This window comes from Gordonia sp. GONU, from assembly GCF_024733855.1.
Taxonomy (GTDB): domain Bacteria; phylum Actinomycetota; class Actinomycetes; order Mycobacteriales; family Mycobacteriaceae; genus Gordonia; species Gordonia amicalis.
The window spans coordinates 140,764-164,348 of record NZ_JANRHB010000001.1; the positions used below are offsets into that span (position 1 = coordinate 140,764).

General features: G+C 67.7%; 21 protein-coding genes. 9 read left to right on the top strand and 12 right to left on the bottom strand.

The genetic code is table 11. The annotated features are described in order from the left end of the window. Positions 1-128: 128 nt before the first annotated feature. Together NWF34_RS00635 and NWF34_RS00640 are read right to left on the bottom strand one after the other, a co-directional pair. Positions 129-1,139: an LLM class flavin-dependent oxidoreductase gene (locus NWF34_RS00635; protein ID WP_258324034.1), complete on the bottom strand. Its 1,011-nt coding sequence runs from the start codon at positions 1,137-1,139 to the stop codon at positions 129-131. Positions 1,140-1,315: 176 nt separating this feature from the next. After that, positions 1,316-3,316 (bottom strand): NAD(P)-binding protein, encoded by a 2,001-nt coding sequence (locus NWF34_RS00640; RefSeq protein ID WP_258324035.1) that lies wholly within the window; start codon positions 3,314-3,316, stop codon positions 1,316-1,318. A 214-nt stretch (positions 3,317-3,530) separates the two neighbouring features. Between NWF34_RS00640 and NWF34_RS00645 the strand changes: the two genes are divergently transcribed. Both NWF34_RS00645 and NWF34_RS00650 read left to right on the top strand, forming a co-directional pair. Then, a complete protein-coding gene (locus NWF34_RS00645; protein WP_024498548.1) occupies positions 3,531-4,409 on the top strand; it encodes an ABC transporter ATP-binding protein in 879 nt (292 codons plus the stop codon). Positions 4,410-4,415: 6 nt separating this feature from the next. Then, positions 4,416-6,059, top strand: coding sequence for an ABC transporter permease (locus tag NWF34_RS00650; RefSeq protein ID WP_159405550.1), 1,644 nt, complete (start codon positions 4,416-4,418; stop codon positions 6,057-6,059). 135 nt (positions 6,060-6,194) lie between these two features. Here NWF34_RS00650 and NWF34_RS00655 read toward each other — a convergent pair whose 3' ends face one another. The 7 genes from NWF34_RS00655 to NWF34_RS00685 all read right to left on the bottom strand — a co-directional run bounded on the left by NWF34_RS00655 (position 6,195) and on the right by NWF34_RS00685 (position 13,281). Beyond that, a complete protein-coding gene (locus NWF34_RS00655; protein ID WP_258324036.1) occupies positions 6,195-6,320 on the bottom strand; it encodes a hypothetical protein in 126 nt (41 codons plus the stop codon). Beyond that, positions 6,310-7,599: a cytochrome P450 gene (locus tag NWF34_RS00660; protein ID WP_159405549.1), complete on the bottom strand. Its 1,290-nt coding sequence runs from the start codon at positions 7,597-7,599 to the stop codon at positions 6,310-6,312. The genes NWF34_RS00655 and NWF34_RS00660 overlap by 11 nt, the downstream gene beginning before the upstream one ends. 101 nt (positions 7,600-7,700) lie before the next feature. Further along, positions 7,701-9,308 (bottom strand): AMP-binding protein, encoded by a 1,608-nt coding sequence (locus NWF34_RS00665; RefSeq protein WP_258324037.1) that lies wholly within the window; start codon positions 9,306-9,308, stop codon positions 7,701-7,703. Continuing rightward, positions 9,305-10,414 (bottom strand): CaiB/BaiF CoA-transferase family protein, encoded by a 1,110-nt coding sequence (locus NWF34_RS00670; RefSeq protein WP_258324038.1) that lies wholly within the window; start codon positions 10,412-10,414, stop codon positions 9,305-9,307. Before NWF34_RS00670 ends, NWF34_RS00665 begins: the two co-directional genes overlap by 4 nt. Further along, positions 10,411-11,058: a TetR/AcrR family transcriptional regulator gene (locus NWF34_RS00675; protein ID WP_258324039.1), complete on the bottom strand. Its 648-nt coding sequence runs from the start codon at positions 11,056-11,058 to the stop codon at positions 10,411-10,413. The genes NWF34_RS00670 and NWF34_RS00675 overlap by 4 nt, the downstream gene beginning before the upstream one ends. After that, the gene (locus NWF34_RS00680; protein ID WP_258324106.1) at positions 11,039-12,631 is read right to left on the bottom strand and encodes a class I adenylate-forming enzyme family protein; all 1,593 of its coding nucleotides are present in this window, start codon (positions 12,629-12,631) and stop codon (positions 11,039-11,041) included. Before NWF34_RS00680 ends, NWF34_RS00675 begins: the two co-directional genes overlap by 20 nt. Positions 12,632-12,642: 11 nt before the next feature. Then, positions 12,643-13,281 (bottom strand): nitroreductase family protein, encoded by a 639-nt coding sequence (locus tag NWF34_RS00685; RefSeq protein ID WP_258324040.1) that lies wholly within the window; start codon positions 13,279-13,281, stop codon positions 12,643-12,645. A 136-nt stretch (positions 13,282-13,417) separates the two neighbouring features. Between NWF34_RS00685 and NWF34_RS00690 the strand changes: the two genes are divergently transcribed. Genes NWF34_RS00690 through NWF34_RS00700 form a run of 3 tightly spaced genes read left to right on the top strand, consistent with a single transcriptional unit; the run spans position 13,418 to position 16,828 of the window. Continuing rightward, positions 13,418-15,394: an NAD(P)/FAD-dependent oxidoreductase gene (locus NWF34_RS00690; protein WP_258324041.1), complete on the top strand. Its 1,977-nt coding sequence runs from the start codon at positions 13,418-13,420 to the stop codon at positions 15,392-15,394. A gap of 37 nt (positions 15,395-15,431) precedes the next feature. Continuing rightward, the gene (locus NWF34_RS00695) at positions 15,432-16,274 is read left to right on the top strand and encodes a sulfurtransferase (RefSeq protein ID WP_258324042.1); all 843 of its coding nucleotides are present in this window, start codon (positions 15,432-15,434) and stop codon (positions 16,272-16,274) included. Then, positions 16,271-16,828, top strand: coding sequence for an N-acetyltransferase (locus NWF34_RS00700; protein ID WP_258324043.1), 558 nt, complete (start codon positions 16,271-16,273; stop codon positions 16,826-16,828). Before NWF34_RS00695 ends, NWF34_RS00700 begins: the two co-directional genes overlap by 4 nt. Before the next feature lie 151 nt (positions 16,829-16,979). Here the strand turns inward: NWF34_RS00700 and zapE are convergent, their stop codons facing one another. Continuing rightward, positions 16,980-17,993: a cell division protein ZapE gene (gene zapE, locus NWF34_RS00705; RefSeq protein ID WP_258324044.1), complete on the bottom strand. Its 1,014-nt coding sequence runs from the start codon at positions 17,991-17,993 to the stop codon at positions 16,980-16,982. Positions 17,994-18,028: 35 nt separating this feature from the next. Here zapE and NWF34_RS00710 point away from each other — a divergent pair, with 35 nt between their 5' ends. From NWF34_RS00710 to msrB, 4 genes are all read left to right on the top strand, one after another. Next, a complete protein-coding gene (locus tag NWF34_RS00710; RefSeq protein WP_258324045.1) occupies positions 18,029-18,847 on the top strand; it encodes a dihydrofolate reductase family protein in 819 nt (272 codons plus the stop codon). Between the two features lie 50 nt (positions 18,848-18,897). Beyond that, a complete protein-coding gene (locus tag NWF34_RS00715; RefSeq protein WP_258324046.1) occupies positions 18,898-20,466 on the top strand; it encodes an alpha/beta hydrolase in 1,569 nt (522 codons plus the stop codon). A 70-nt stretch (positions 20,467-20,536) separates the two neighbouring features. Beyond that, positions 20,537-21,811, top strand: coding sequence for a glycosyltransferase family 87 protein (locus tag NWF34_RS00720; protein ID WP_159404848.1), 1,275 nt, complete (start codon positions 20,537-20,539; stop codon positions 21,809-21,811). A gap of 48 nt (positions 21,812-21,859) precedes the next feature. After that, positions 21,860-22,297, top strand: a complete 438-nt coding sequence (gene msrB, locus NWF34_RS00725) for a peptide-methionine (R)-S-oxide reductase MsrB (RefSeq protein WP_024498534.1) — start codon at positions 21,860-21,862, stop codon at positions 22,295-22,297. A 10-nt stretch (positions 22,298-22,307) separates the two neighbouring features. On the opposite strand, the gene NWF34_RS00730 is transcribed toward msrB, so the two are convergent. Both NWF34_RS00730 and hemQ read right to left on the bottom strand, forming a co-directional pair. Then, a complete protein-coding gene (locus NWF34_RS00730; RefSeq protein ID WP_024498533.1) occupies positions 22,308-22,829 on the bottom strand; it encodes a hypothetical protein in 522 nt (173 codons plus the stop codon). A 32-nt stretch (positions 22,830-22,861) separates the two neighbouring features. Beyond that, positions 22,862-23,557 (bottom strand): hydrogen peroxide-dependent heme synthase, encoded by a 696-nt coding sequence (gene hemQ, locus NWF34_RS00735; RefSeq protein WP_191834401.1) that lies wholly within the window; start codon positions 23,555-23,557, stop codon positions 22,862-22,864. Between the last annotated feature and the right edge of the window lie 28 nt (positions 23,558-23,585).

A 23,585-nucleotide genomic window follows, 5' to 3' on the forward strand; every position in this document is an offset into this window, starting at 1 on the left:
AATCCATTCGCAAAAGTACCTAGGTACCTACCTATGAACTGGCTCACACTCGGATTCGACCGTGAAGTGAGACATAACCGTCACGAAGCCTCGCTCCCCTGCCGGTCGGATGGACGGTCAGTCAACAGTCAACTCACCGGCTGTGCCGAGCGAACGCGAGGAAGCACCTTGTCGACCAGCAATTCGAGGCTGCGCCAGGACAATTCGGGTGAGAGACCACCGAGTAGCGAATGCACCCGCAACTCGTAGCCGTCGTCGAGTTCGGAGAGCCGTCGTACCGCTTCATCCGGACTCACGATCCACATCGAGGGATCGTTCCGGATGGAGTCGAGATCGCTCTTCTGGGCCCAGTACCCATTCGTGGTGGCGTTCGCCCGCTCGCCTGCCCAGGAGGCGTACATGTTGCTGGCATAGATGACGTGCGGTGCCACCTGCTCCAGGGCCTGTTCCGGATCCTCGGCCACGTAAAGGAACGCCGGACCGTGCCGCGGGAACGGTTCGGGTTCGGGATGCCCGAGCCTGGCACACTCCTCCACGTAGAAGCGGTAGAGGTCCTCGGTGGCCGGCCGGTAACCCAGGCCCATCCGTGCCGCTCGCCGGGCGGACGGTTTGGCGTTTCCCCCGATGTACAGAGTCGGTCCACCCGGGGTTCCCGGGACCGGTGTGACGCGGACGCGGGTGCCTCGGTAGTCGAATTCCGCACCGCGCCACGCGGCGCGGAGGACTTCGAGCTTGTCCTCGAAGACCTTGCCACGATTGGGGAAGTCGACGCCGAACATGTCGAATTCCTCCGGGCGATAACCGATTCCGGCGGTGACCAACACCCGGCCGGGACCTGCGATGAGGTCGAGCACAGCGAGGTCCTCGGCGAGTCGCAGGGGGTCGTGCATCGTGACGCACAGTGCGGAGAAGTGCAGTTCTATCTGTTCGGTGGCTCCGGCGATCGCGGCCGCCAGGATCAGCGGCGACGGACAGTAGTTGTCCTCTGCCCCATGATGTTCGGCCAAATAGACGGTGTTGAAGCCCTTCTTGTCGGCCCAGAGGCATTGCTCGACGGCGGCCCGGTACAGGTCGCGCGGGCTCGCCGACCCCGGACCGAGATCGGGCGCTCGCATGTCGTACCGCAAGCCGATCTTCATGAGTTCTCCTTGTCCCTGGGGTCCAGCCAGATCCGGGGCGAGATGGTCGCGGATGATCAGCGCCCGGCATGCAACCCAATAGTCTTTATCGAGACTATTGACTACTAGACTTTACTGATAGTGGGACACTACCGGGCCTCGACCGGGTTCGTGGCAGATCGCCTGAACAGGTTGATTCAGATGCTTCGCCCGACCGTCGCCCCGTCCAGGACGGCAGTGCGCAGCCGGCCCGGCACCGACGCGTCACCGATGACGTGGACCTCACCTTCGAAGACCTCGGTGATCACCTCGGCCACTTCACGATTGGGTTCCCGCGCCCCAACCATCACGACCGTGTCGGCGACGACCCGGCGGGTGCGACCGGAGCCGAGGAACTCGACCCCTACTCCGTCCTCCCCGATATCGGTCAGCACCGCGTCCGCGATGAGTTCGAAGCCCGGATGGCCCGCGATCCGGTCGCGCGCGGCCTGCGCGGTGGACGCCGGCTCCGGCAGACCCACCCCGAACGTGGGATGCCGGGTCACCAGGATGACGTCGCACGCCCGGTCGAGCAGGCTCTCCACCACGGAGATGGCCTCGAAGTCGCCGTCGTCGTCGTAGACCACCACCCTCGACGCGCGGTCGATCCGCCCACCGAAACCCAGTACCTCCCACGATGTCCGGACCCGGCGGCGGGCCGCCGTCGACAACCGGAAGGCCGGCCGGGCCGCGGTGAACCCGTCCGTCCGCGGTGAGGCACCGACCGCGACGATCACCACATCCGGCGCCAGACTGCTCACGATGTCCGGCTCCAGTGGCACGCCCAGGCGAATCCTCACCCCCAATCGGGTGAGCTCGTCGGCCAGCCAACGGACATGCGCCCCGTAGTCCGACCGGTGGGGTGCCGCCGCGCCGATCGCGACCTGCCCGCCGAGCTGCTGCGTCATCTCCAGCAGCTCGACGTCATGGCCGCGCAGCGCAGCGGCGCGGGCCGCCTCCATCCCCGCGGGACCGCCCCCACCCACCAGCACACGTTTCGTTCGCGGCGCCGGCGACGGATCAGCTGTCCACGTGACCTCTTTGCCGGCAACGGGATTCACCACGCAGCCGAAGGTTCCACGACGGCCCGCGACGCACCCCTCGTTGGTGCCGATGCACGGCCGGATCTCGGCCTCCCGACCGTCGACCGTCTTGCGGACGATCTCCGGATCGGCGATCAGTGCCCGGACCATGCTCACCATGTCCGCCTGGCCGGAGGCCAGGACACGCTCCGCGTCGTCGAGTGTCATGATCCGGCCGGTGACGATCGTGGGAACGGCCAGTCCACGCGTCACCTGCTCCGAGGCGGGCAGCTCATAGCCGAGGGGATAGCCGTCTCCTGTCGCCATCATCCGCACGAAGCGGTAGTACCCGCCGAACGAGGCATCGACGAAATCGACCGAGTCCCCGAGCGCCTCGGCGATCCTCCGGGCGTCGGCCGGAGTGTTGCCACCGGGGACGTCCTCGTCGCTGGACAATCGCACACCGATCGGGAAATCGGCACCGGTCTCCTGCCGGATCGCGGCAACGATCTCGCGCAGGAACCGCAACCGGTTCTCCTCGCACCCCCCGTAGTCATCGGTCCGGTTGTTGGTCACCGGCGACAGGAACTGCGAGACCAGGTAGTTGTGTCCGGCGTGGATCTCCACACCGTGCAGCCCGCCTTCCCGGACATGACGAGCCGAGACGGCGAATCCCTCGACGACATCGTCGATCATGGTCTGCGTCATCGGGATCGGCACGAGACCCCGGACGGGGTTGGGAACATCGCCGGCCGACCACATCGGCCCGCCCAGCGCATTCGCATGGGCCGCGGATCCCGGGTGCCACAACTGCTGCATGAGTCTCATCGGATACCGCTCTATCCGCGCCATCAGTCGGCTGTATGCCGGGACTGTCGCGGGATCGTAGGGCGCCAGTTCCATGGCCGCGGACGGGTGCACCGAGGCGGCACCCAGGATCGACAGACCGACGCCGCCGCGGGCACGTTCGAGGTGGTACTCGGCCAGTCCGCCACCCGGGGTCAGCGGCTGGTGCGTCGTGTGCGCGGTTCTGACGATCCGGTTCGGTATCGTCACCGAGCCGAGCTGCAACGGCTCGAACACGTGCGGGTACCGATGGCGAACCGACTCTGCTGGTATCCCCGCGACCTTCGTCATCGTGGTCCTCTCATGCACTGGAAGAACGGCACCCGACCGCCACATACTCTATCAGTGAATGGTTCATCAATAGACTTTATCGCAGGTCCTCCCCCGCGACACGCCACCCGAGCGACGCCTCCGCTCCGCCACTTCCCGATCCGGACGCCCGACCCGCGATCAGATGACTTTCGACCCCGCGACCAAAACGCCCGAAGCGTTCTAATCTGAGATCGTGGCCGCGATCACGATCCAGAACCTGACCAAGTCGTTCGGCCATGTCAAGGCCCTCGACGGATTCGACCTGACCGTCGACGACGGCGAGGTCCACGGCTTCCTGGGACCGAACGGCTCCGGCAAGACAACCACGATCCGGATTCTGCTCGGGCTGCTGCGGGCGGATTCGGGTGTCGTACGCGTTCTGGACCGCGATCCGTGGCGGGACGACGTGAACCTGCACGGACGCATCGCCTATGTGCCCGGTGAGGTGAATCTGTGGCCGGGCGTCACCGGCGGCGAGGTCATCGATCTCCTGTGCAATCTCCGCGGCGACCGGAACCGGCGTCGTCGCGACGAACTGATCGAGCGCTTCGAACTCGACCCGCGCAAGAAGTCCCGCACGTACTCGAAGGGCAATCGGCAGAAGGTCGCGCTGATCGCCGCGCTCGCCTCCGATGCCGAACTCCTCCTCCTCGACGAGCCGACGGCCGGGTTGGACCCGCTCAAGGAAGCCGAGTTCCAGCGGTGCATCGAGGAGGAGCGCCGGCGTGGACGCACCGTGTTGCTGTCGAGCCACATCCTGGCCCAGGTCGAAGCCCTCTGCGATCGGGTCACCCTCGTCCGGGCGGGCCGGACGGTGGACAGCGGCTCGCTGACCGAACTCCGCCACCTCGGCCGCCTCGAGATCAGTGCCGAGACCGCCCACAATCCCGCGCCACTCGACGAGGTTCCCGGCGTGCACGACCTGATCCGTGACGGGCATCGCATCCGCTGCACCGTCGACGCCAACGCACTGGACACGGTGGTCCGCGAACTCGCGACCCTGGGCGTCCGCGACCTGACCAGTGCTCCACCGACCTTGGAGGACATCTTCCTCCGGCACTACGGGGGCTGAGACCGGATGGCGGAGATCGAGATGACGCAGGTCGCCGAGCCGCGATCGGTGGGCAGCGCGGGGCGGAAGGCGGACGCCACCGGTCTCGGCACCCTGCTCCGGTTCTACCTGCGACGCGAACGAGCCGCCCTCCTCGCGTGGATCGGCGGAACCGCAGCCCTGGTGGGCTTCCAAGCCGTCGGCAGCCAGAACCTCTACGACACCCCCGCCAAACTGGCCGCCCTGCGCGAGACCCTCGGCGGAAGTCCTGCAGTCGTCGCACTCGCCGGACCCAAAGAACTGCTCGCCAGCATCGGCGGCGAGGTCGTGTTCGAGATATCCGGCTATGCCGCAATCGTTCTCGGACTCATGTCGATGTTTCTCGTCGGTCGCCACACACGCACCGACGAGGAGAACGGCCGCGCCGAACTCCTCCGGTCGACGCGTGTGGGCCGCGATGCACCGGTCGCCACCGCACTGGCCCTCGCCGCCCTCGCGAACCTAGCCGCCGGGGTCGCCGTCGCAGTCACCGCCGCGGCCACCGGGCTCCCGCTCGGCGGGTCGGTGCTCTTCGGAGCGGCACTGGCAGGTGTGGGTCTCACCTTCGCGACGCTCACGGCGCTGGCCGCGCAGATCTTCGAGAACCCCCGCAGTGTGTACGGATCGATCACGGCCATGCTCGGGCTGGCGTATGTGCTGCGGGCAATCGGTGATGTCGGCAACGGAGCGGCGTCGTGGCTCTCGCCGATCGGTTGGGGCCAGCGCACGCTTCCCTACTCCACCGACCGATGGTGGCCTCTCCTCCTGCCACTGGTCGCGTCGTTGCTCACCCTCGCAGCCGCAGTGGCCGTCTCCGAACACCGCGATTTCGGCGCCGGGATCTTCGGCAACCGCGCCGGGCGTGCGGAGGCATCGCGACTGTCGCAGACGACGACAGGGATGGCGTGGCGTCTGCACCGCGGATCCATCGCCGCCTGGGTGGCCGGCGTGTTCGTCCTGTCGGCCGCATACGGATCGTTCGGCGACGCGATCACCGACTTCATCGCGGACAACCCGCAGATCGCGGAGTTCCTGCCCGGCGGCGCCGCGGACGCCGTCGATGCCTACCTCGCGCTCACGCTCACGATCGCCGCCCTGCTGTCGGCGGGATACGGGGTGAACAGTGCCCTGCGGGCGCGCCGAGAGGAGACCGCCGGACGGGCGGAGCCGATCATCGCGGCGAACACCAACCGGATCGCCTGGCTCGCCGGCCATATCGCGATGGCACTCGCGGGCAGCACCGTCGTCCTGGCTGCCGGCGCGGTCGGCGAAGGGTTGGCCTATGGCCTCACCATCGGTGATCTCGGCCAGATCCCACGCCTGCTCGCCGCGGCCGCGGTGTACGTCCCGGCCGTCTGGCTGATCGTCACGGTCGCCGTGGCCGGCGTCGGTTGCCTGCCCCGGACCGCCGCGATCCTCGCCTGGACGTACTTCGCGTACTGCCTCGTCGCCGAGATACTGGCCGAGTCCTTCCAGCTACCCGAGTGGACACGCGTGGCGTCGCCGTTCCATCATCTGCCGCAGGCTCCCCTCGACACCGTGACGGCGGGCGGAGTTCTCGGCGTCACCGCACTGGCAGCCGTCGCCGTGGCCCTCGGCGTCGCCGGATTCAGCAAGCGCGACGTGGGTTAGCCGCACCCCGGTCTCGCTAGCTGTAGCCCCCAAGTCCCTGTCGACGACCCAGCGTTCCCACGTGTCGACCGACACGTGGGTGCCGGGTAGCCACCGAGAATCTTGGCGATCCCGGGATACCTGTTGCCGTCGGAGTCAGTGGAACTCGTCGTCCCGGTTCATGGCGAGCAGGACATGTTCCGACGGGATGACGTAGTCATGCGCGGTCTCGGTGTGCTCCCGGACGCGCGCGATGAGGTCGCCCTCGTCGTCACTCTCCACGATCGCCCCGCATGCCGGACACAGGACGGTGTTCATTCACACCGCGCCCGTCGCCGCAGACATCACCGCGCCATCGGCCACCGGGGTCGGCCTCGATGACCAACGCCGCCGGGCCGAGTGGAGTGCCGAAGGGCGCGTTCCAGTCGGCACGCGCAACCCGCCACCGGGGCAGACCGTCGAGCATGTTGTTGAGCCACGTCTCGATCTCGAGTTGTGCCAGCGACTTGCCGAGGCACATGTGGGACCCGGAGCCGAAGCCGAGATTCCGCAAGTACTCTCTCGTGATGTCGAACTTGTGCGGGTCATCCCAGCGGCTCGGGTCCCGGTTGGCCGCACCCACCAGGCACAGCACTGTCGAGCCCGCCGGAATCGACACGCCGGCGACCTCCGCACCCTCGTCGGCGACCCGCCAGTTTGTCTGACCGACACTCCACCAGCGGTTGACCTCCTCGATCGCGTGGGGGACGAGTGATCGATCCTGTTTGAGCAGTTCCCACTGCTCCGGATGCCGGCCCAATGCCCACAGCGTCGTCGCCATCAGGTTCGAGCTCGTGTCATTGCCGCCGAAGACCAGAAGCGACACCGACGCCACCATCTCCTCGACGGACATGGACACGTCGCTCCGCACCATGTCCCCGATCAGGTCCGGGGCGTCGTCGTGCGCTCCGGACCGGAGACGGCCTGCCACATAGTCGTTGAGCGAGGCAACTCCTTGCGCACCGTGCATCTGGAGCTCGGCCTTGCGCTCCCCCGTCGCTGCCTCCGACTCGAAAATCGCCACCAACTGATCGCTCCAACGGATGAAGTCGCTCTTGTCCTCGCGCGGCACACCCGTCATCTCGGCGATGACGTCGGAAGGGATCTGGCGGGTCAGATTCCTGACGACCTCCACCTGTTCGCCGGCAGCGACCCGGCGACACACGTCGTCGACGCGCCTACGGACGGCCTCCTCGACCATTCCCTCGCATCGGGACCGCACTTCGGCACGGGTGAAAGCCGACGACCAGATACTCCGAAGCTCCTTGTGCCGCTTGCCTTCCACGCTCGTCATCGTCGGAGCACCGAACAGGGTCTCGTACATCACCGCGGGCTGCCGGAAGGACCTCGCGTCACCCAGCACCCGGGCGCAGTCGTAGTAGGTGGTGACCACATACGAGCTGCTGGGCTCGTGATAGACGACCGGTCCCAGTTCGGCGATACCCAGGATTGCCGGGTACGGAGCGATCCCGCCCTCCGCCGTCGTCAGCTCCAGGTCGGTTGTCGGAATGGTGGCTGCCACAGTATGTCTCCAATCGATCAGGGTGTGGTCACCATCACAAAGATTTGGTCGCCTGTCAATCAATTGAGACATATTTAGTTTGTGACTAGCGTTTTCCGCGTCTAGGTGCGCAGGTCCTTGCGCAGGATCTTGCCCGACGCCGACTTCGGGATCGCCTCGATGAACTCCACCGCACGAACCTTCTTGTGCGGAGCCACCTTCGACGCCACGAACCCCATCACCTCATCAGCGGTGAGCTGCGCATCCGGCTGCCGCACCACAAACGCCTTGGGGATCTCCTCCCCCGACTCCGCATCGATGACGCCGATCACCGCCGAGTCAGCGATCTTCTCGTGGGTCAGGAGCAGCGCCTCCAACTCGGCCGGGGGCACCTGGTAGCCCTTGTACTTGATGAGCTCCTTGAGGCGGTCGACGATGTACACGCAACCGGTCGGGTCGACCTGCGCGAGATCGCCGGTGTGGAGAAAGCCGTCGGCGTCGATGGTGTCGGCGGTGGCCTGCTCGTTGTTGAGATAGCCGAGCATCACGTTCGGCCCCTGCACCCACAACTCACCGGGCTCCGACAGGCCCTCGGTCGGCATCGGGACCTCGTCGCTGGTGGCCGGGTCGACGATCTTGTTCACCGTGTTCGGCACCGGCCACCCCGTCGAGGACAACGGCGGATCCTCACGACCCAGCGTCGCCTGGGTGTCGAACGGGATGATGTGGGACACCGGGGACAGCTCGCTCATGCCGTAGCCCTGCAGCATGTGCAGGTCCAGACGCTTGGCGACCGCCTGACCCAGCTCGTCATCGAGCGGGGCCGCACCCGACATCATCGTGTGCAACGACGACAGGTCGTAGTCGTCCACGATCGGATGCTTGGCCAGCGCCACCGCGACCGGCGGCGCGATGTAGGCCATCGTCACCTTGTGGTTCTGGATGCTCTCCAGGAACTCCACCAGGTCGAACTTCGGCATCACGACGAGCGAGGCACGGTTGAACAGCGCCGCGTTCAGCAACACCGTCATGCCGTAGATGTGGAAGAACGGCAACACCGCGATCACCACATCGTCGGCGGTCATCCCCTGCAACGGCTTCAACTGGGCGACATTGGCCACCAGATTCCGGTGCGAGAGTGCGACACCCTTCGGATTGCCGGTGGTCCCGGAACTGTAGGGCAGGACCGCCACGTGGGTGGCCGGATCGAAGGTCACCTGGGGCGCGGGTAGTCCGGCGCCGAGCACGTGGGCGGCGTTCGGATGTCCCGAGATCTCCTGTCCGTCTCCGTCGAGGACGACGAGGCTCGTGTCGTCCAACCCGACCTCGGCGACGGCGGCCTTGGCCTGCGCTGCCATCGGCGAGATCGTGACCAGCATCGCGGCGCCGGAATCCCGGAGTTGCTTGGCGATCTCGGGCGCGGTGAAAAGCGCGTTGATCGTCGTCGCGGTCGCTCCGGCACGCAGGATGCCGTGGAACACCGTCGCAAACGCCGGAATGTTCGGCGACAGGATGCCCACCACGTCGCCGACACCGATCCCCCGCGACGCCAGCCAGCCGGCAACCGCGTCGATCTGGGTGATGAGTTCCCCATACGACGTCACCGCACCGGATTTCGGGTCCACCAGCGCGGTGCGCTCGAGCTCGTCGTCGGCGATGGAGCCGAACAGGAACTCGTGGACGCTGACCTCGGGGATCTCGACGTCGGGGAACGGGCTGGCGAAACTCACGACACCTCCACAGGTGAATCGGTCGACCAATGATCGAGAATCTGCGTCAGGTCCGCGGTCGAGGACTCTGACGGTGCGGGCAGGACAGTTCGGGAGAACCGTGGTGCGGGTGCGGGCTGGACGGCGTCGTCGACGGTGACGTAGCTGCCCCGTTGCCGCGCAACGGGATCGGCGGCCGCCTCGTCGAAGTCGAGCACGGGCGTCAGGCACGCGTCGACACAGGCGAACTCATCGGCCCACTGATCGCGGCTGCGCGTGGCGAACCGGGCGGCGAGCGCGGCGGAGATGACCGGCCAGTGTGTGCGATCCCAGCGGTCGGGTAGGTCACCGAGGCCGAGGGTGCCGATCAGGTTGCGCCAGAACTTCTCCTCGAGTGCCCCGACGGCGACGAACCTGCCGTCCGCGCACTCGTACGTCGCGTAGAAGGGAGCGGAGCCGTCGAGGAGGTTGCCCTCCGACCGGGACACCCAGCGGCCGGCCGCCTTCCACGACCACTGCAGTTGTGCGAGCAGACCGGCCCCGTCGACCATCGCGGCGTCGACGACCTGCCCGCGCCCGGTGCGCGACCGGTCGTGCAGCGCGGCCAGCACTCCGACCACGAGGAGCATCGATCCCCCGCCGAAGTCGCCGGCCAGCGACAGTGGCGGCACGGGCGGTGATCCGGCCGGACCCATCGCCTCGAGCACACCCGTCACGGCGAGGTAGTTGATGTCGTGACCGGCGAGCATAGCGCGGTCACCGTCCTGTCCCCATCCGGTCATCCGGGCATAGACGAGTTGCGGTGCGTCGTCGCAGATCTCGGGTCCGAGTCCGAGCCGTTCCATGACGCCCGGCCGGAAACCCTCGACGAGGATGTCCGCGCGCACGATCATCTCGCGGATGCGAGCCAGGTCGGCGGGGTCCTTGAGGTCGGCCTCGATACTGCGGCGGGACCGGTACAGGCCGGCGTCCGCCTCGACGATGCCGTCCGGGCCGGGCGCCTCGGGGCCGGGGCGTCGAATCCGGATGACGTCGGCGCCGAGGTCGGCGAGCATCATCGCCGCGTGCGGCGTCGGACCCAGTCCCGGCATCTCTACGACGCGTACACCGGCGAGCGGACCGCTCACGAATCCGCCTGATGGTGGAGGATCCCGCGAATCGTGAAATCGACGTAGTCGTCGACCAACTGGTCGACGTCGTGGTCGTCGCGCAGCCACCAGCTGATGCCGTTCATCAGGTCGAGCACCGCGATGGCGGACTGATGGGCGTCGCGCACCTCGAACACGCCCATGCGGGCGCCGGCCTCGATCACGTCCCGGATGCGCCGCTGGTAGTACTTGCGGTAGTCGGTGACGATCCGGCGATGTTCGGGCGTCAGCGCCGACAGTTCCCGCAGCGCCACAAGGTGTTCCACCCGGTGGCGCGCGAGGCGCCGGACGTGGGCCTCGACCAGGCCGGTGAGCCGCTGAACGGGTCCGCCCTCACCGTCGAGCAGGAGCAGGTCCGCCTGCGGATCCTCGGTCATCCGCAGCGCGATCGCGTAGAGGATCTCCTCTTTGGAGTGGAAGTGGTTGTAGAGACTCGCACCTCGCATGCCCACGGCCTCGGCGATGTCACGCATCCCCGCGTTGGCGTACCCGTGTTCGGCGAAGTAGCGCGCCGCGGCCTCCGCGATCTCGTCCCGGCGGGTGCGCGGACGCTCCTCCGCCACCCGACCCGGGACGACCTCGGCAGCGACCGCAGTGGGGTCGTCAGCCCTGAGGGGTTCCATAGGCTCTCCTCAACTCGCGCTTGAGCAACTTGCCCTGGGCGTCGGTCGGCAGTTCGTCGACGAGATACACCGCCTTGGGCACCTTGTACGATGCCAGTTCGGATCGGCAGTGCTCGCGAATGTCCTCCGCGGACACCGAGGTACCCGCGCGGAGCACGACGAAACCGGTGACCGCCTCGGACCAGTACGGGTCGGGCAGACCCACGACCGCGGCCCGTTCCACGTCGGGATGCGCCTGCAGCACACGTTCGACCTCCTGGGAGGCGACGTTGTATCCGCCGGTCTTGATCATGTCCTTGCGCCGGTCGCGGAAGAACATGTTGCCCTCGTCGTCGATGCGCACGATGTCGCCGGTGTGGACCCAGCCGCCCTCGAGGACCTGCGCCGTCTTCTCCGGGTCCTTGAAGTATCCGAGCATGACCGACGGTGTGCGGCAGAGCAGTTCGCCTTCCTCGGCATCATTGCCGTCGGCGTCGACGACACGCACCTCGAGATGGCCGACCGGCCGGCCGATCCAGGTCGGGTCCGCACCGGGCACGTCCTCGAGCCGCTTGAACCACCCGACCGACCCCAACTGGGTGAGTTCGGACTGGCCCCAGTACGTTCCCCACACCGATTCCGGGGTGGCGGAGGCCCATGCGTCGACCGCATGCGGCGACACCTGGCCGCCGTAGGTGAGACAGCGGCGGACCGTGCCGACGGTGTCGGGCCCGAAGTCGGGGTGGTTGGCCAGGGCGATGAAGAAGGTCGGGGTCTGGGCGAGCACCGAGATCTTCTCGTCGCGGATCATCCGCAGGGAGGTCGCCGGGTCGATCGCGGCCGGCAGCACGAGCGTGGCGCCCAGCAGGGTCAGGGACGTGAGCGAGCCGATCCCGGCGATCGTGTGGAAAGGCATGACGTACAGCCAGACGTCGTCGTTCTGGCAGCGCAGTCCCCACGTGTACGCCGGGGCCGTGGAGATCAGGTAGTTGCGGTGCGCGATCTCCACGCCCTTCGGCGTCGACTCGGTACCGCTGGTGTAGACGATCATGGCCAGATCGTGTTCGTCGACGTCCGCGTCGGGCTCGGCGTCCTCGGCCCGCCCGACGAGGTCGTCGAAGGAGTTCCACGAGTTCGACGCCGACTCCCCGACGACGAGGACCGAGATCCCGAGGCTGTCGGCGATCGGCCCGGCGAGCGAGGCCAGGTCGCGCTCGACGACGAGCACCGCGGGCTCCAGATGACCCAGCTGCTGGGCGATCTCCTTCTCGCGGAACATCGGGCTGACCCCGGAGTACGCCGCCCCGAGCTTCAGCGTGCCGTAGTAGGTGGCTACGGACTCGACGCGGTTGCGGCTCATCACCGCGACGCGGTCGCCGCGTCGGACACCGAGGTCGGCGAGGACGTGCGCGACCCGGTTGGCCATCCCGTCGAGCTCGCGATAGCTGGTCGACGTGCGGCCACCGTCGGCGTCGTACGCGATGATCGCGGGCTTGCCACCCTGCGAACGTGACAGCCTGCGCAGCTGGTCACCGATGGTCGCGCGACCCAGCGGCGAGGTCTGGATCTCGGTCAAGGTGCGGTCCGAGGCCATGACGGGGGCACTCACGCGAACATCCGGTTGTCGAAGCGGTCGAGGTAGGCGATGTCCTCGACCGGGCTGCGGGTGAGCTTGCGCGGGAAGCCGTCTCGCGGGTAGCCGACGGCGATGTGCGCGGCGGTGATGTAGTCGTCCGGGATGCCGAGCAGTTCCTTGACGTCGTTCTCGGCCGCACAGAGCAGGGTCGTGAGTGCGGTGGCGACGCCCTGCTGGCGGAGCGCGAGCGTCAGGTTCTGCACACTCGGGTAGATCGACGCACCGCCGACGACACTGAGCCGGCCGAGTTCGTGATCGGTGGGGTGCAGTCCCTCCATCTCGGCGCACACCACGACGAGCGCGGGCACCTCGACGAGGTGGTGTGCGAAGTAGTTCGCACTCTCGATGGTCTTGGGGACGGCGCCGACCTTCTTCGATCCCTCGAGGATCGAGTTGTAGTACGGCTCCCAGAACGGCAGGTAGAGGTCGGCGAGGGCCTTCTTGGTGGCGTCGTCGCGGACCACGACCCAGCGGACGGGCTGGCGGTTGCCGCCCTGCGGGCCGAAGCGCGCGTCGTCGAACGCCTGGTAGAACACCTCGTCCTCGACCGGCTTGTCGCTGAAGTAGCGGCAGGTGCCCGTCGTGCGCATTGCCTCGCTGAGTTCCATGTCAACCTCCGTGATCACTAACCGTTGTTAGTATGACTGAGCACACAGTCCCATACCGGATCGGAGGCGTCAAGCGCCGATTGATGGGAAATCCCCGGTGTTGACGGGACGGGACTAACAGTGGTTAGTTGCATCTATGACATCAGTTTCCCTCCGTCCGGAGACGCGCCCCACCACCTCGGAGATCCGTTCGGCCGTCGCCGCGGGCAACATCCCGACACTGCTGGCCGTGTTGGTGGAGATGACCGGCGATCGCCGGTGGCTGAGTGACCGATACCGCCCGACGCGCAGTCGCGGCATGGACGACAACTCCACGGGCGGGCTGCCCGAGGAGGTGCAGGCCGAGATCCACGACGCCGTCGTCGAGGCCCTGGAGAACTGGTACGAGCAGGGTTCACCCGCACGCGAACCTGCCGACGAGGAACTGGTCGCCGCCCTGATGTCCTTCACCGCCGGCGAGCCGGTGGCGCCGGAATTCGGCCCCATGATGAGTGAGATCGTGCGGGGCGACCTCCGCGGCAGCCACCTGTCGACGCTGCCCGCGGACCTCGGCACGACGATGACCGCCCTCGTCATCGGCGCGGGCGTGGCCGGGATGCTGATCTCCACCCAGCTCGCGGAGGCCGGCATCGAGCACACCGTTCTCGAGAAGAACGACGATGTCGGCGGTTCCTGGTACGAGAACCACTACCCCGGCGCCGGTGTGGACACCCCGAGCTACCTGTACTCGATCTCGTCCTTCGACCACGACTGGTCGACCCACTTCGGCAAACGCGACGAGGTCCAGGGCTACCTGCAGGCCTTCGCCGACCGCCACGCGGTGCGCGACCGCGTCCGGTTCGGCACCGAGGTCCTCTCCGCCACCTATGATTCCGCCGCCCAGCAGTGGATCGTCCGGGTCCGGGACCGGGACGGAAGTCAGAGCACCCTCACCTCGCGGATTCTCATCAGTGCTGTCGGAATCCTCAATCGCCCCAAGCTCCCCCAGCTGAGCGGCATGGACTCCTTCGCCGGCCGCATGTTCCACTCCGCCGACTGGCCCACGGAACTCGACGAGCCCGGCGCCCTGGCCGGCAAACGGGTCGCCATCGTCGGCTCCGGCGCCTCGGCGATGCAGATCGGTCCGGCCATCGCCGGCAAGGTCGGGTCGCTGACGATCTTCCAGCGGTCCCCGCAGTGGATCGCCCCCAACGACGACTACTTCGCCCCCGTCGGCGACGGCGTGCACTGGCTGATGAACAACCTGCCCGGCTACCGCGAGTGGTATCGCGCCCGGCTGTCCTGGATCTTCAACGACAAGGTCCACTCCACCCTGCACGTCGATCCCGAATGGCCCGAGCCCACCGCATCGATCAACGCCGTGAATCACGGTCACCGCGAGTTCTACCTGCGCTACATGCGCGCCGAACTGGGCGACCGCGACGACCTGATCGAGCTGTCGACACCCGACTACCCGCCCTTCGGCAAGCGGATGCTGTTGGACAACGGCTGGTTCCGCATGTTGCGGCAGCCGAACGTCGAGCTGGTGGGCCACGGCGTGGACTCCGTCACCGCCACCGGTCTCGTCGACAGCACCGGCCGGGCGCACGACTTCGACATCATCGTGTTCGCGACCGGTTTCCACAGCGACCGCTACCTGTACCCGATGGACGTCGCCGGTCGCAGCGGCAAGACGACGGTCGAGGCCTGGGGCGATCACGACGCGTACGCCTACCTCGGCATCACCGCACCCGACTTCCCCAACCTGTTCATCCTGACCGGCCCCAACACCGCACTCGGACACGGCGGAAGCTTCATCAGCATCCTCGAGTACCAGGTGCGCTACGTCTGCGACGCCATCCGCGCCATGATCGAGAACCGACTCGGCGCACTCGAGGTGCGCCGCGACGTCACCGACGAGTACAACGACGCCGTCGACCGCGCGCACGCGCAGATGGTGTGGACGCACCCGGCGATGACCAACTGGTACCGCAACCCCGAGGGTCGTGTCGTGGCGGTGCTGCCGTGGCGGATCGTCGACTACTGGGCCAGGACCCGCCACGTCGATCTCGCCGACTTCCATGCGGAACCGATCAGCGCCGAAACCATCCCGGACGAGCCGCTCGATCCCTGACGGCGCGCCGCGGAGTGGCAGGACTACGGTGTCAGCCATGACCTCCGTACCGCTGATCACCCCGGATGAACTGCATGCCCGTCTCGGCGAGGGACGTCTGCGCATCGTCGACGCGACGGTTCATCTCAGCTTCGACGCCGACGGTGCGCACGTCGCCTCCGGCCGCGACTCCTACCTGCAGGGACACCTGCCCGGTGCGGTGTTCGTCGACCAGATCGCCGGGCTGTCCGATCCGGACGGCGAGGCCCCGTTCGCGGCGGCGTCGTCGGAGAAGTTCGCCGCGGCCGTCGGCGAGGCCGGCATCGGTGACGACTCGACGGTCGTCGTCTACGACACCGTCAACGGCATCTGGGCGACCCGACTGTGGTGGCAGTTCGGTCTCGAAGGATTCGACGACGTCGTGGTCCTCGACGGCGGATTCGACGCCTGGGCGAAGGCCGGACTCCCCACCGAAACAGGCGAATCAACCCATCCGGCAGTAACTTTCACCGCACGACGCCGGCCGGAACGCATCGCGTCGACCGACGAGGTCGCCGCGGCCACCGCGGATTCGTCGGTTCTGTTGGTCAACGCGCTCGACCGGGAATCGTTCTCCGGCGGTCACATCCCGAGCAGCGTCAATGTCCCGTTCGGCGAACTCGTCGACGAATCCGGCGCACTCAGGCCGCTCGACGAGCTGCGCGGGCTGTTCACCGAGGTCGGCGCCCTCGACCCCACGGTGCGTCCGGTCACTTACTGCGGCGGCGGGATCGCCGCCACCGCAGCGGCTTTCGCTTTGCGGGCACTCGGCCGGAACGACGTCGCGGTGTACGACGGATCGATGAACGCCTGGACCGCCGATCCGGCACGCCCCCTGGCATCGGCCGACTCCCGGCCATGACGTCCCCCGCGGTGACCGTCGAACTCGTCACCGATCCCGACCGGGCGGCGGCGGTCGCCGAGGTGGCCGGTGCGACCTTCCCGCTGGCCTGCCCGCCACACGCCGCCGCCGAGGACATCGCCGAGTTCATCGCGACCAACCTCGGCGAGAAGAACTTCCGCGGCTACATCACCGATCCGGACGCCGACGTGCTCGTCGCCCGGGACGGCGCGGACGGAGCGATCCTGGGCTACGCGCTGGTGCTGCACGGCGACCCGTCGGATCCCGTTGTCGCAGCGGTCGTTCCCGATCGGCCGGCGACCGAGGTGTCGAAGATGTACGTACTCCCCGACCACCATTCGCGTCCCGGCCTCAGCCCGTCACGTGGGCTGATGAACGCAGCACTCGACCGCGCCCGCGATCGCGGTAGCGCAGTGGTCTGGCTCGGTGTGAACCAGCTCAACGAACGGGCCCAGAAGTTCTACACCAAGACGGGTTTCAGCCGTGCCGGGGTGCGGACCTTCGACCTCGGCGGCAGCGTCGAACACGACTACGTGTTCACCCAGAAGCTGTAGCGGCTAATCGCCGGCGCTGAATCTGCCCCCGTGATGCGCCCCTGAAATCGACCCAGCACAGCTGGTCCGACGACACTATGTCAGTCGCCTCACTCCTCACTCCACCGGGCGGTTTCCAGGGGCGCTTTTCGGAGAAGGCCGTAAGTGCCTGTCAGACGGCCGATTCGGCGAAGCGCGACAGCGCCAGCAGACGAGAGGTCGCGCGCAGGTACTTCTTGCGGTAACCGCCGGCGAGCATCTCGTCGGTGAAGATCTCGTCCAGCTTGGCGCCGGACACCGTCACCGGGATGTGCGCGTCGTAGAGGCGGTCGGCGAGCACCACCAGCCGCAGGGCGACCGACTGATCCTTGGCGGGGTGCACACCGGTGATGCACACCAGCGAGATGCCGTCGACGAGATCCTTGTACTTCGACGGGTGCAGCGTGCTCAGGTGATCGCACAGGGCGTCGAAGTCGTCGAGGGTCGCACCCTCGGTGGATTCGGCGATGTCGACCAGCTCACCCTCGGTGCGCGGGTCCGGGGCGGGCGGGAGGTCGCGGTGGCGGTAGTCGGGGCCGTCGACGCGGATGGTCTCGAACACGGCGGACAGCTTGCGGATCTCGCGCAGGAAGTCCTGCGCCGCGAAGCGGCCCTCGCCGAGCTGGCCGGGCAGGGTGTTCGAGGTGGCGACGACCGACACGCCCTTCGCGGTGAGCTCGGTGAGCAGCCGGGACACCAGCATCGTGTCGCCGGGATCGTCGAGTTCGAACTCGTCGATGCACAGCACCGTGTGCTGCGAGAGCCGCTCGACGGCGTTCACGAACCCCAGCGCGCCGACCACGTGGGTCACCTCGACGAACGTCGCGAACGACTTCGGCTCCGGCATCGAGTGGTAGATCGAGGCGAGCAGGTGGGTCTTGCCGACGCCGAACCCACCGTCGAGGTACAGCCCGATCCCCTGTGCGGGCGCCTTGCGCGAGAACAGGCCCTTCTTGCCCGAGCGCGCCTTCGACGCGCGGGCGACGAAGTCGCGGGCCTTGGCCACCGCCTGGGCCTGCGACGGCTCCTTCGGATCGGGGATGTAGGAGTCGAAACTCACGTCGTCGAAGGTCGACGGAGGCACCATCTCGTCGATGAGTGCATCCGGCGAGGTCGCAGGGTTGCGATCGCAAAGTCGGGCCGCCATGTGTGGAGAGTAGCGATCCACGGAATGATGGATGCATGTTCCACCTGCAGAAAGCGACCCAGGTCACATCCGCAGATGCCGACCGGGAGGGGCCCGAGACCCTCCTCGCGCTGGCCGAACACTATCGGTACCCCCCACGTCCGGCGGCGGGTCCCGGCGCCGCGGCACCGTTCGTCCGGGCCAACATGGTGTCCTCGATCGACGGCGCGGCAACGCACGACGGGAAGTCCGGCGGCCTCGGCGGCGACGGCGACAAGACCGTCTTCCGCGTGCTGCGCGGACTCGCCGACGTGGTCCTCGTGGGTGCTGGGACCGCGATCACCGAGGGTTATCGCCAGCCGAAACCCGACGATGCGTTCGCCGAGCTTCGGCAGGAGAACGGACAGGAACCCGCCCCCGCGCTCGCCCTGGTGTCGCGCTCGCTCTCGGTGCCGCCCGACTACCCACCGCTGAGCCACCCCGACACCGTGGTGCTCACCTGCGCGTCGGCTCCGGCGGATCGTCGCGCCGCGCTTGTCGACGCCGGCGCCACCCTCGTCGACTGCGGCGAGGACGATGTCGAGACGTCGACGCTGATCGCGACCTGCGGGGACCGTGGCCGGCCGCGGGTGCTGTGCGAGGGCGGGCCGAGCCTGCTCGGCTCGATCATCGCCGACGACCTGCTCGACGAACTGTGCCTGACGACCAGCCCCTACCTGGCCGGCGGACGTGCCGGCCGGATCGCGGTCCGCGCCGGCGACGGAGACGAGGACACGGCGGCGCTCAAGGCGATGACGCCGGCCGCGATCATCACCGACGACGACGGCTACGTCTTCACGCGCTGGTTGCGCCACGGCCGGTCGTCCATCCATTGAACCGATCACTGCACGGTCGTCGTCGGGAGTCGTTGACTACGCTCGCGGTCATGCGAAGAGCGCACGCCGTCACGGCTGTCCTGGGTGTGATTGTCGCGATCGTCGTGTCGTCGTGCGCGGTGGGCCCCGACCGCGGTCCGGAACTCATCCCCGGTGGCGGCGGCGGTGAGGGCCCGACCGCATCGTCGTCGGCTCCACCCCCGGCGCCGGCGCTGGCCGTACCGAAGACCGATCTCGAGTGGACCGACTGCGCCGCCGGCACCAGCGGACGCTACGGCATCGCCCGCCCGGCCGGGGTGACCATCGAATGTGCGGAGTTCGACTCCCCGGTCGACCGGAACAAGCCCGACGGCGAGGTCGTGAGGATCGCGGCGACCCGGGCCCGTACCGCGGCGACGCCGGCCGGTGCCCCGCCGCTCGTGCTCACCTCGGGATCGGATCTCCCGTCGTCGCGAACCCTGATGGTGATGTCCACCGGTCCGGGCCGGGCGTTCCTGGACGCCCACCCGGTGGTGGCCGTCGATCATCGCGGCATCCCCCAGAGTGGGGACCTGGACTGCATGACCCGGCTCGAGCGGAGCACGATCGCCGACAACGGCCTCACCACGCGTGGGACCACCACCCAGGCGCGCATCTCCCGCCTCGCCTCGGCCGCCTCGTCGGCCTCGGACGGGTGCACGGAGACCCTGACGCCCTACCAACTCAATTTCGGCGCACAGTTCGCCGCCGCGGACCTCGAAACACTTCGGCAGCGGTGGGGCGTCGAACACCTGGGCCTCATCGGCGTCGGCGAGGGCTCCGACGTCGTGCTGTCCTACGCCTCCCTGTACGGGGGCCGAGCGGGACGCATCATCCTCGACACCCCCGCCCCCTTCGGGGCCAACGCTCGGGACAGGGCCAACCTGCGCGCCCAGGGTGTGCAGACGGCGCTGCAGGGTTTCGCCCAGCGATGCTCCGCACTGGACGGCTGCACGCTCGGCACGAACGGTGTCGGGGTGATGACCGGGCTGCTCGCCAAGGCGCGTGCCGGACGCCTCGACGGATTGTCGGACACCACCGCACTGAACGCCATCACCACCACGCTCGCCCTCGCGGCGGACCGTCCCGACGCGTTGCTCGACCTGTCCCGCGCCATCACCGCCGCCGACCGAGGCGACACGGCCGCGCTGGTCCGGCTCGCCGATCGGGCCGCGACCCTGCGGATGAGTGACGGCGCCTTGGTGTCCCGGTGCAACGACGTCACCGGCCCGGTGGGGCAGAACGAGATCCCCGGTCTCGTCGAGGCCTGGACGAAGCAGAGTCCGCTGACCGGCTCCGACAGCGCGCTGTCGCTGGTGCGCTGCAACGGCTGGGCGTCGGGCACCGCGGTGCGCCCGCCGTCATCGCTGCCCGCCGACCCGCTGATCCTCAACGGCACCCGGGACCCGGTGAACGGGGGCAACGGCGCGAGCACACTCGTCCCGCTGTTCATGAACGCCGGGGCCGAGCCGGTCACCGTCAGCTGGGACGGACTGGGCTTCTCGGTGCTGGGTCGCAGCGCCTGCGCGGCCCAGGTCGCGGCCGAGTACGCGACCAAGACGCCTCTCGGGGGGCCGACCCAGCGCGGTTGCCCCACCTGACCGGGTCCGACCCGATGCAGCCCGGAGGGTTCTGCGGAGTGTCCGAGGCCGACCGTAGTACGGTGCGCGGGTGGCCAATCTCGACAGGTATCTGTATCCCCAGATGAGTGCGCAGCGGATCATCCCGATGATCCTGTGGCCGATCAGCCTGCTCATGGTCGTGCACCGGTCGGTGTTCCTCGGCGTCAACGGCGACCGCACCGACGATTTCAAGCCGGTGTACGCCGCGGCCTACAACTTCCTCAACAACCTGCCGGTCTACGGCGAGAACTACGCCACGGTCGACCCGCACTACCTGTACCCGCCGTCGGGCACCCTGCTGATGGCGCCGGTCGCGGTCATCGACTACGAACGCGCACGCTGGGCGTTCATCGCGGTCAGCGTCGTGGCCCTGCTGATCTGCGCCTACCTGCTGACCCGGATGTTCGGCTATGCCCTGGACTCATGGGTGATGCCGACGGTCCTGTTCGTCTTCTTCTTCACCGAAACCGTCTCGCACACACTGATCTTCACGAACTTCAACTCGTTCGTCCTGCTGGGCATGATCGCCTTCCTGATGCTGATGCGCTCACGGCACGACTGGTGGGCGGGCATCCCGATGGGTCTGACGCTGGCCGTGAAACCCGTGCTGGCGCCGCTGCTGCTGCTGCCGCTGCTCAACCGGCAGTGGCGGGTGTTCGCCTTCGCCATCGCGGTCCCCCTCGTGTTGACGGTGATCGCGTGGCCGCTGTCGGTGGATGCCGACGCCTTCATCAGCCGGACCGTCCCCTACCTCGGCGAGGCCCGCGACTACTACAACAGCTCGATCGCCGGCAACGGCGCCTACTTCGGGGTCGCACCGTGGCTGGTGCTGCTGCTGCGTGTCGCGTTCGTGCTGATGGCCGCGTTCTCGCTGTGGTTCCTGTACCGCTACTACCGCAAGACCAACGAACTGCTGTGGCTCGCGACGTCGTCGGGTGTGCTGCTGGGCACCACTTTCCTCGTCGGCTCGCTGGGCCAGGGCTACTACTCGATGCTGCTGTTCCCGCTGCTCATGACGGTGCTGCTGCCCGGATCGGCGATGCGCAACTGGCCGGCCTGGCTCGGCGTGTACGGCTGCATGACCTTCGACAGCTTCTACTCGCAGCGGTGGACGGCCTTCGGCTGGATGGTCGAGTACAACAAGGTGACCTGGGGCTGGTCCTTGCTGATGATCGCGGTGTTCTGCTCGCTGCTGTTCCGCTACCTCGACATGCGCTCCGACGGCGTCGCCGGTGAGGATGCCGTGATGCGGTCGGAGTCCGACACTCCCCCGGCGCCGGCGACGAAGTCCGACGACGAGCTGTCGTTGTCGAAGTCCGTCTAGCACAGCGTTGAGCGCGACGCTGTCGCGTCCCGCGCTACCGTGGACGACATGACCGACAGCACGCCCGAGAGCACCGCACCCGCCACGAACCCGGCGAACCTCACCGACGAGGAGTGGAAGCAGCGCCTCACCCCGGCCGAGTACCGGGTTCTGCGCCAGGCCGGCACCGAAGCACCCTTCACCGGCGAGTACACCGACACCAAGACGGTCGGCGTCTACCGCTGCCGGGCGTGCGATGCGGAGCTGTTCCGCAGCGAGCAGAAGTTCGAATCCCACTGCGGCTGGCCGTCGTTCTTCTCCCCCCTCGCCGGCGACAAGATCATCGAGGTCGAGGACAACTCGCTCGGCATGACGCGAGTCGAGGTGCTCTGCGCGAACTGCAGGAGTCACCTGGGCCATGTGTTCGCCGGTGAGGGCTACGACACCCCCACCGATCTGCGCTACTGCATCAACTCGATCAGCCTGAAGCTCGAGCCGGCCGAGTAGCACGGCACCCTCAGCTGGTGCCCTCCGCCTGAGGGCACAGCGTGGTCCTGGCCGCGATGTGGATCCGGCGATAAGCGTCGCGAAGCTCCTTCGCGTTGCCGTCGCCGGCGGCCTCATTCGGGTGGCTCGCCGACGCGCAGTCGTAGTAGCCGAAACCTGTTGCGGCGGTCTTCAGTTGCGGCGACCGCAAGATGCCGAGCCACTCGAGGTCCGTGCAGACCTGACGCGCATACCGTGCCTGCGCCCCTGGCGGGGTCGCCTCGACGAACGGGCGATGAAGCGCGAACTCGGCTTCGGCCTGCTGCTCTGGGGTGGCCGACGAGTACGCGGGTTCCGCCCGGCGGTAGTCGATTCTCGCGACCTTGTACTCATCGACGGACAGATTCGCGTGAAGTTCGGCGTCGACGCAAGGACTGGTGCCGGTACGCGCGACGTCATGGGAGCGATCAGTAGTCGAGCCGGTTCCGCCACCGCATGCAACCAGCGTCATCATCCCGATGATGACACCGAAAGCGGTGGCGGCAATGCGCACAGAGCACGCATTGCCGCCACCGAATCCCGGGTTCAGGGCAGGGCGTCGATGAGCGCCGAGACCTCGACGCGGGGCCCGGTGAAGAACGGCGTCTCCTCGCGGACGTGCATCCGCGCCTCGGTGGCGCGCAGGTCGCGCATGAGGTCGACGATCCGGTGCAGTTCGGGTGCCTCGAACGCGAGCAGCCATTCGTAGTCGCCGAGCGCGAACGACGACACCGTGTTGGCGCGCACGTCCTTGTACTCGCGGGCGGCCTTGCCGTGGTCGGCGAGCATCTTGCGACGCTCTTCGTAGGGAAGCAGGTACCACTCGTATGACCGCACGAACGGGTACACGCAGATGTAGTTGCCCGCTTCCTCACCGGCGAGGAAGGCCGGGATGTGGCTCTTGTTGAACTCGGCGGGACGGTGCAGGGCGACGTTGCTCCACACCGGGTTGCAGGCGCGTCCCAGAACCGTCTCGCGACGGAACTTCGCGTAGGCGGCCTGGATGGACTCGACGTCGGCGGCATGCCACCAGATCATGAAGTCGGCGTCGGCGCGGAGACCCGACACGTCGTACACACCGCGGACCACGACACCGGTGTCCTCGAGAGACTTGAAGAAGTCTGCGGCATCCGATTTCGCCTGGTCACGGTCGGTGCCGAGCTCGCCGGGGCGGACAGCGAACACCGAGAACATGAGGTAACGGATCGTCGAGTTGAGTTCTGAGTAATCCAAGCGGGCCATATCTCACATGGTGCCACCGTGTCCGCCC

Bases quoted from the DNA above. Each gene is read 5' to 3' on its own strand.
- NWF34_RS00635 (WP_258324034.1), bottom strand. From the start codon at position 1,139: ATGAAGATCGGCTTGCGGTACGACATGCGAGCGCCCGATCTCGGTCCG.
- NWF34_RS00640 (WP_258324035.1), bottom strand. From the start codon at position 3,316: ATGACGAAGGTCGCGGGGATACCAGCAGAGTCGGTTCGCCATCGGTAC.
- NWF34_RS00650 (WP_159405550.1), top strand. From the start codon at position 4,416: ATGGCGGAGATCGAGATGACGCAGGTCGCCGAGCCGCGATCGGTGGGC.
- NWF34_RS00675 (WP_258324039.1), bottom strand. From the start codon at position 11,058: ATGGAACCCCTCAGGGCTGACGACCCCACTGCGGTCGCTGCCGAGGTC.
- NWF34_RS00680 (WP_258324106.1), bottom strand. From the start codon at position 12,631: ATGGCCTCGGACCGCACCTTGACCGAGATCCAGACCTCGCCGCTGGGT.
- NWF34_RS00685 (WP_258324040.1), bottom strand. From the start codon at position 13,281: ATGGAACTCAGCGAGGCAATGCGCACGACGGGCACCTGCCGCTACTTC.
- NWF34_RS00690 (WP_258324041.1), top strand. From the start codon at position 13,418: ATGACATCAGTTTCCCTCCGTCCGGAGACGCGCCCCACCACCTCGGAG.
- NWF34_RS00695 (WP_258324042.1), top strand. From the start codon at position 15,432: ATGACCTCCGTACCGCTGATCACCCCGGATGAACTGCATGCCCGTCTC.
- NWF34_RS00700 (WP_258324043.1), top strand. From the start codon at position 16,271: ATGACGTCCCCCGCGGTGACCGTCGAACTCGTCACCGATCCCGACCGG.
- zapE (WP_258324044.1), bottom strand. From the start codon at position 17,993: ATGGCGGCCCGACTTTGCGATCGCAACCCTGCGACCTCGCCGGATGCA.
- NWF34_RS00710 (WP_258324045.1), top strand. From the start codon at position 18,029: ATGTTCCACCTGCAGAAAGCGACCCAGGTCACATCCGCAGATGCCGAC.
- NWF34_RS00715 (WP_258324046.1), top strand. From the start codon at position 18,898: ATGCGAAGAGCGCACGCCGTCACGGCTGTCCTGGGTGTGATTGTCGCG.
- msrB (WP_024498534.1), top strand. From the start codon at position 21,860: ATGACCGACAGCACGCCCGAGAGCACCGCACCCGCCACGAACCCGGCG.
- hemQ (WP_191834401.1), bottom strand. From the start codon at position 23,557: ATGGCCCGCTTGGATTACTCAGAACTCAACTCGACGATCCGTTACCTC.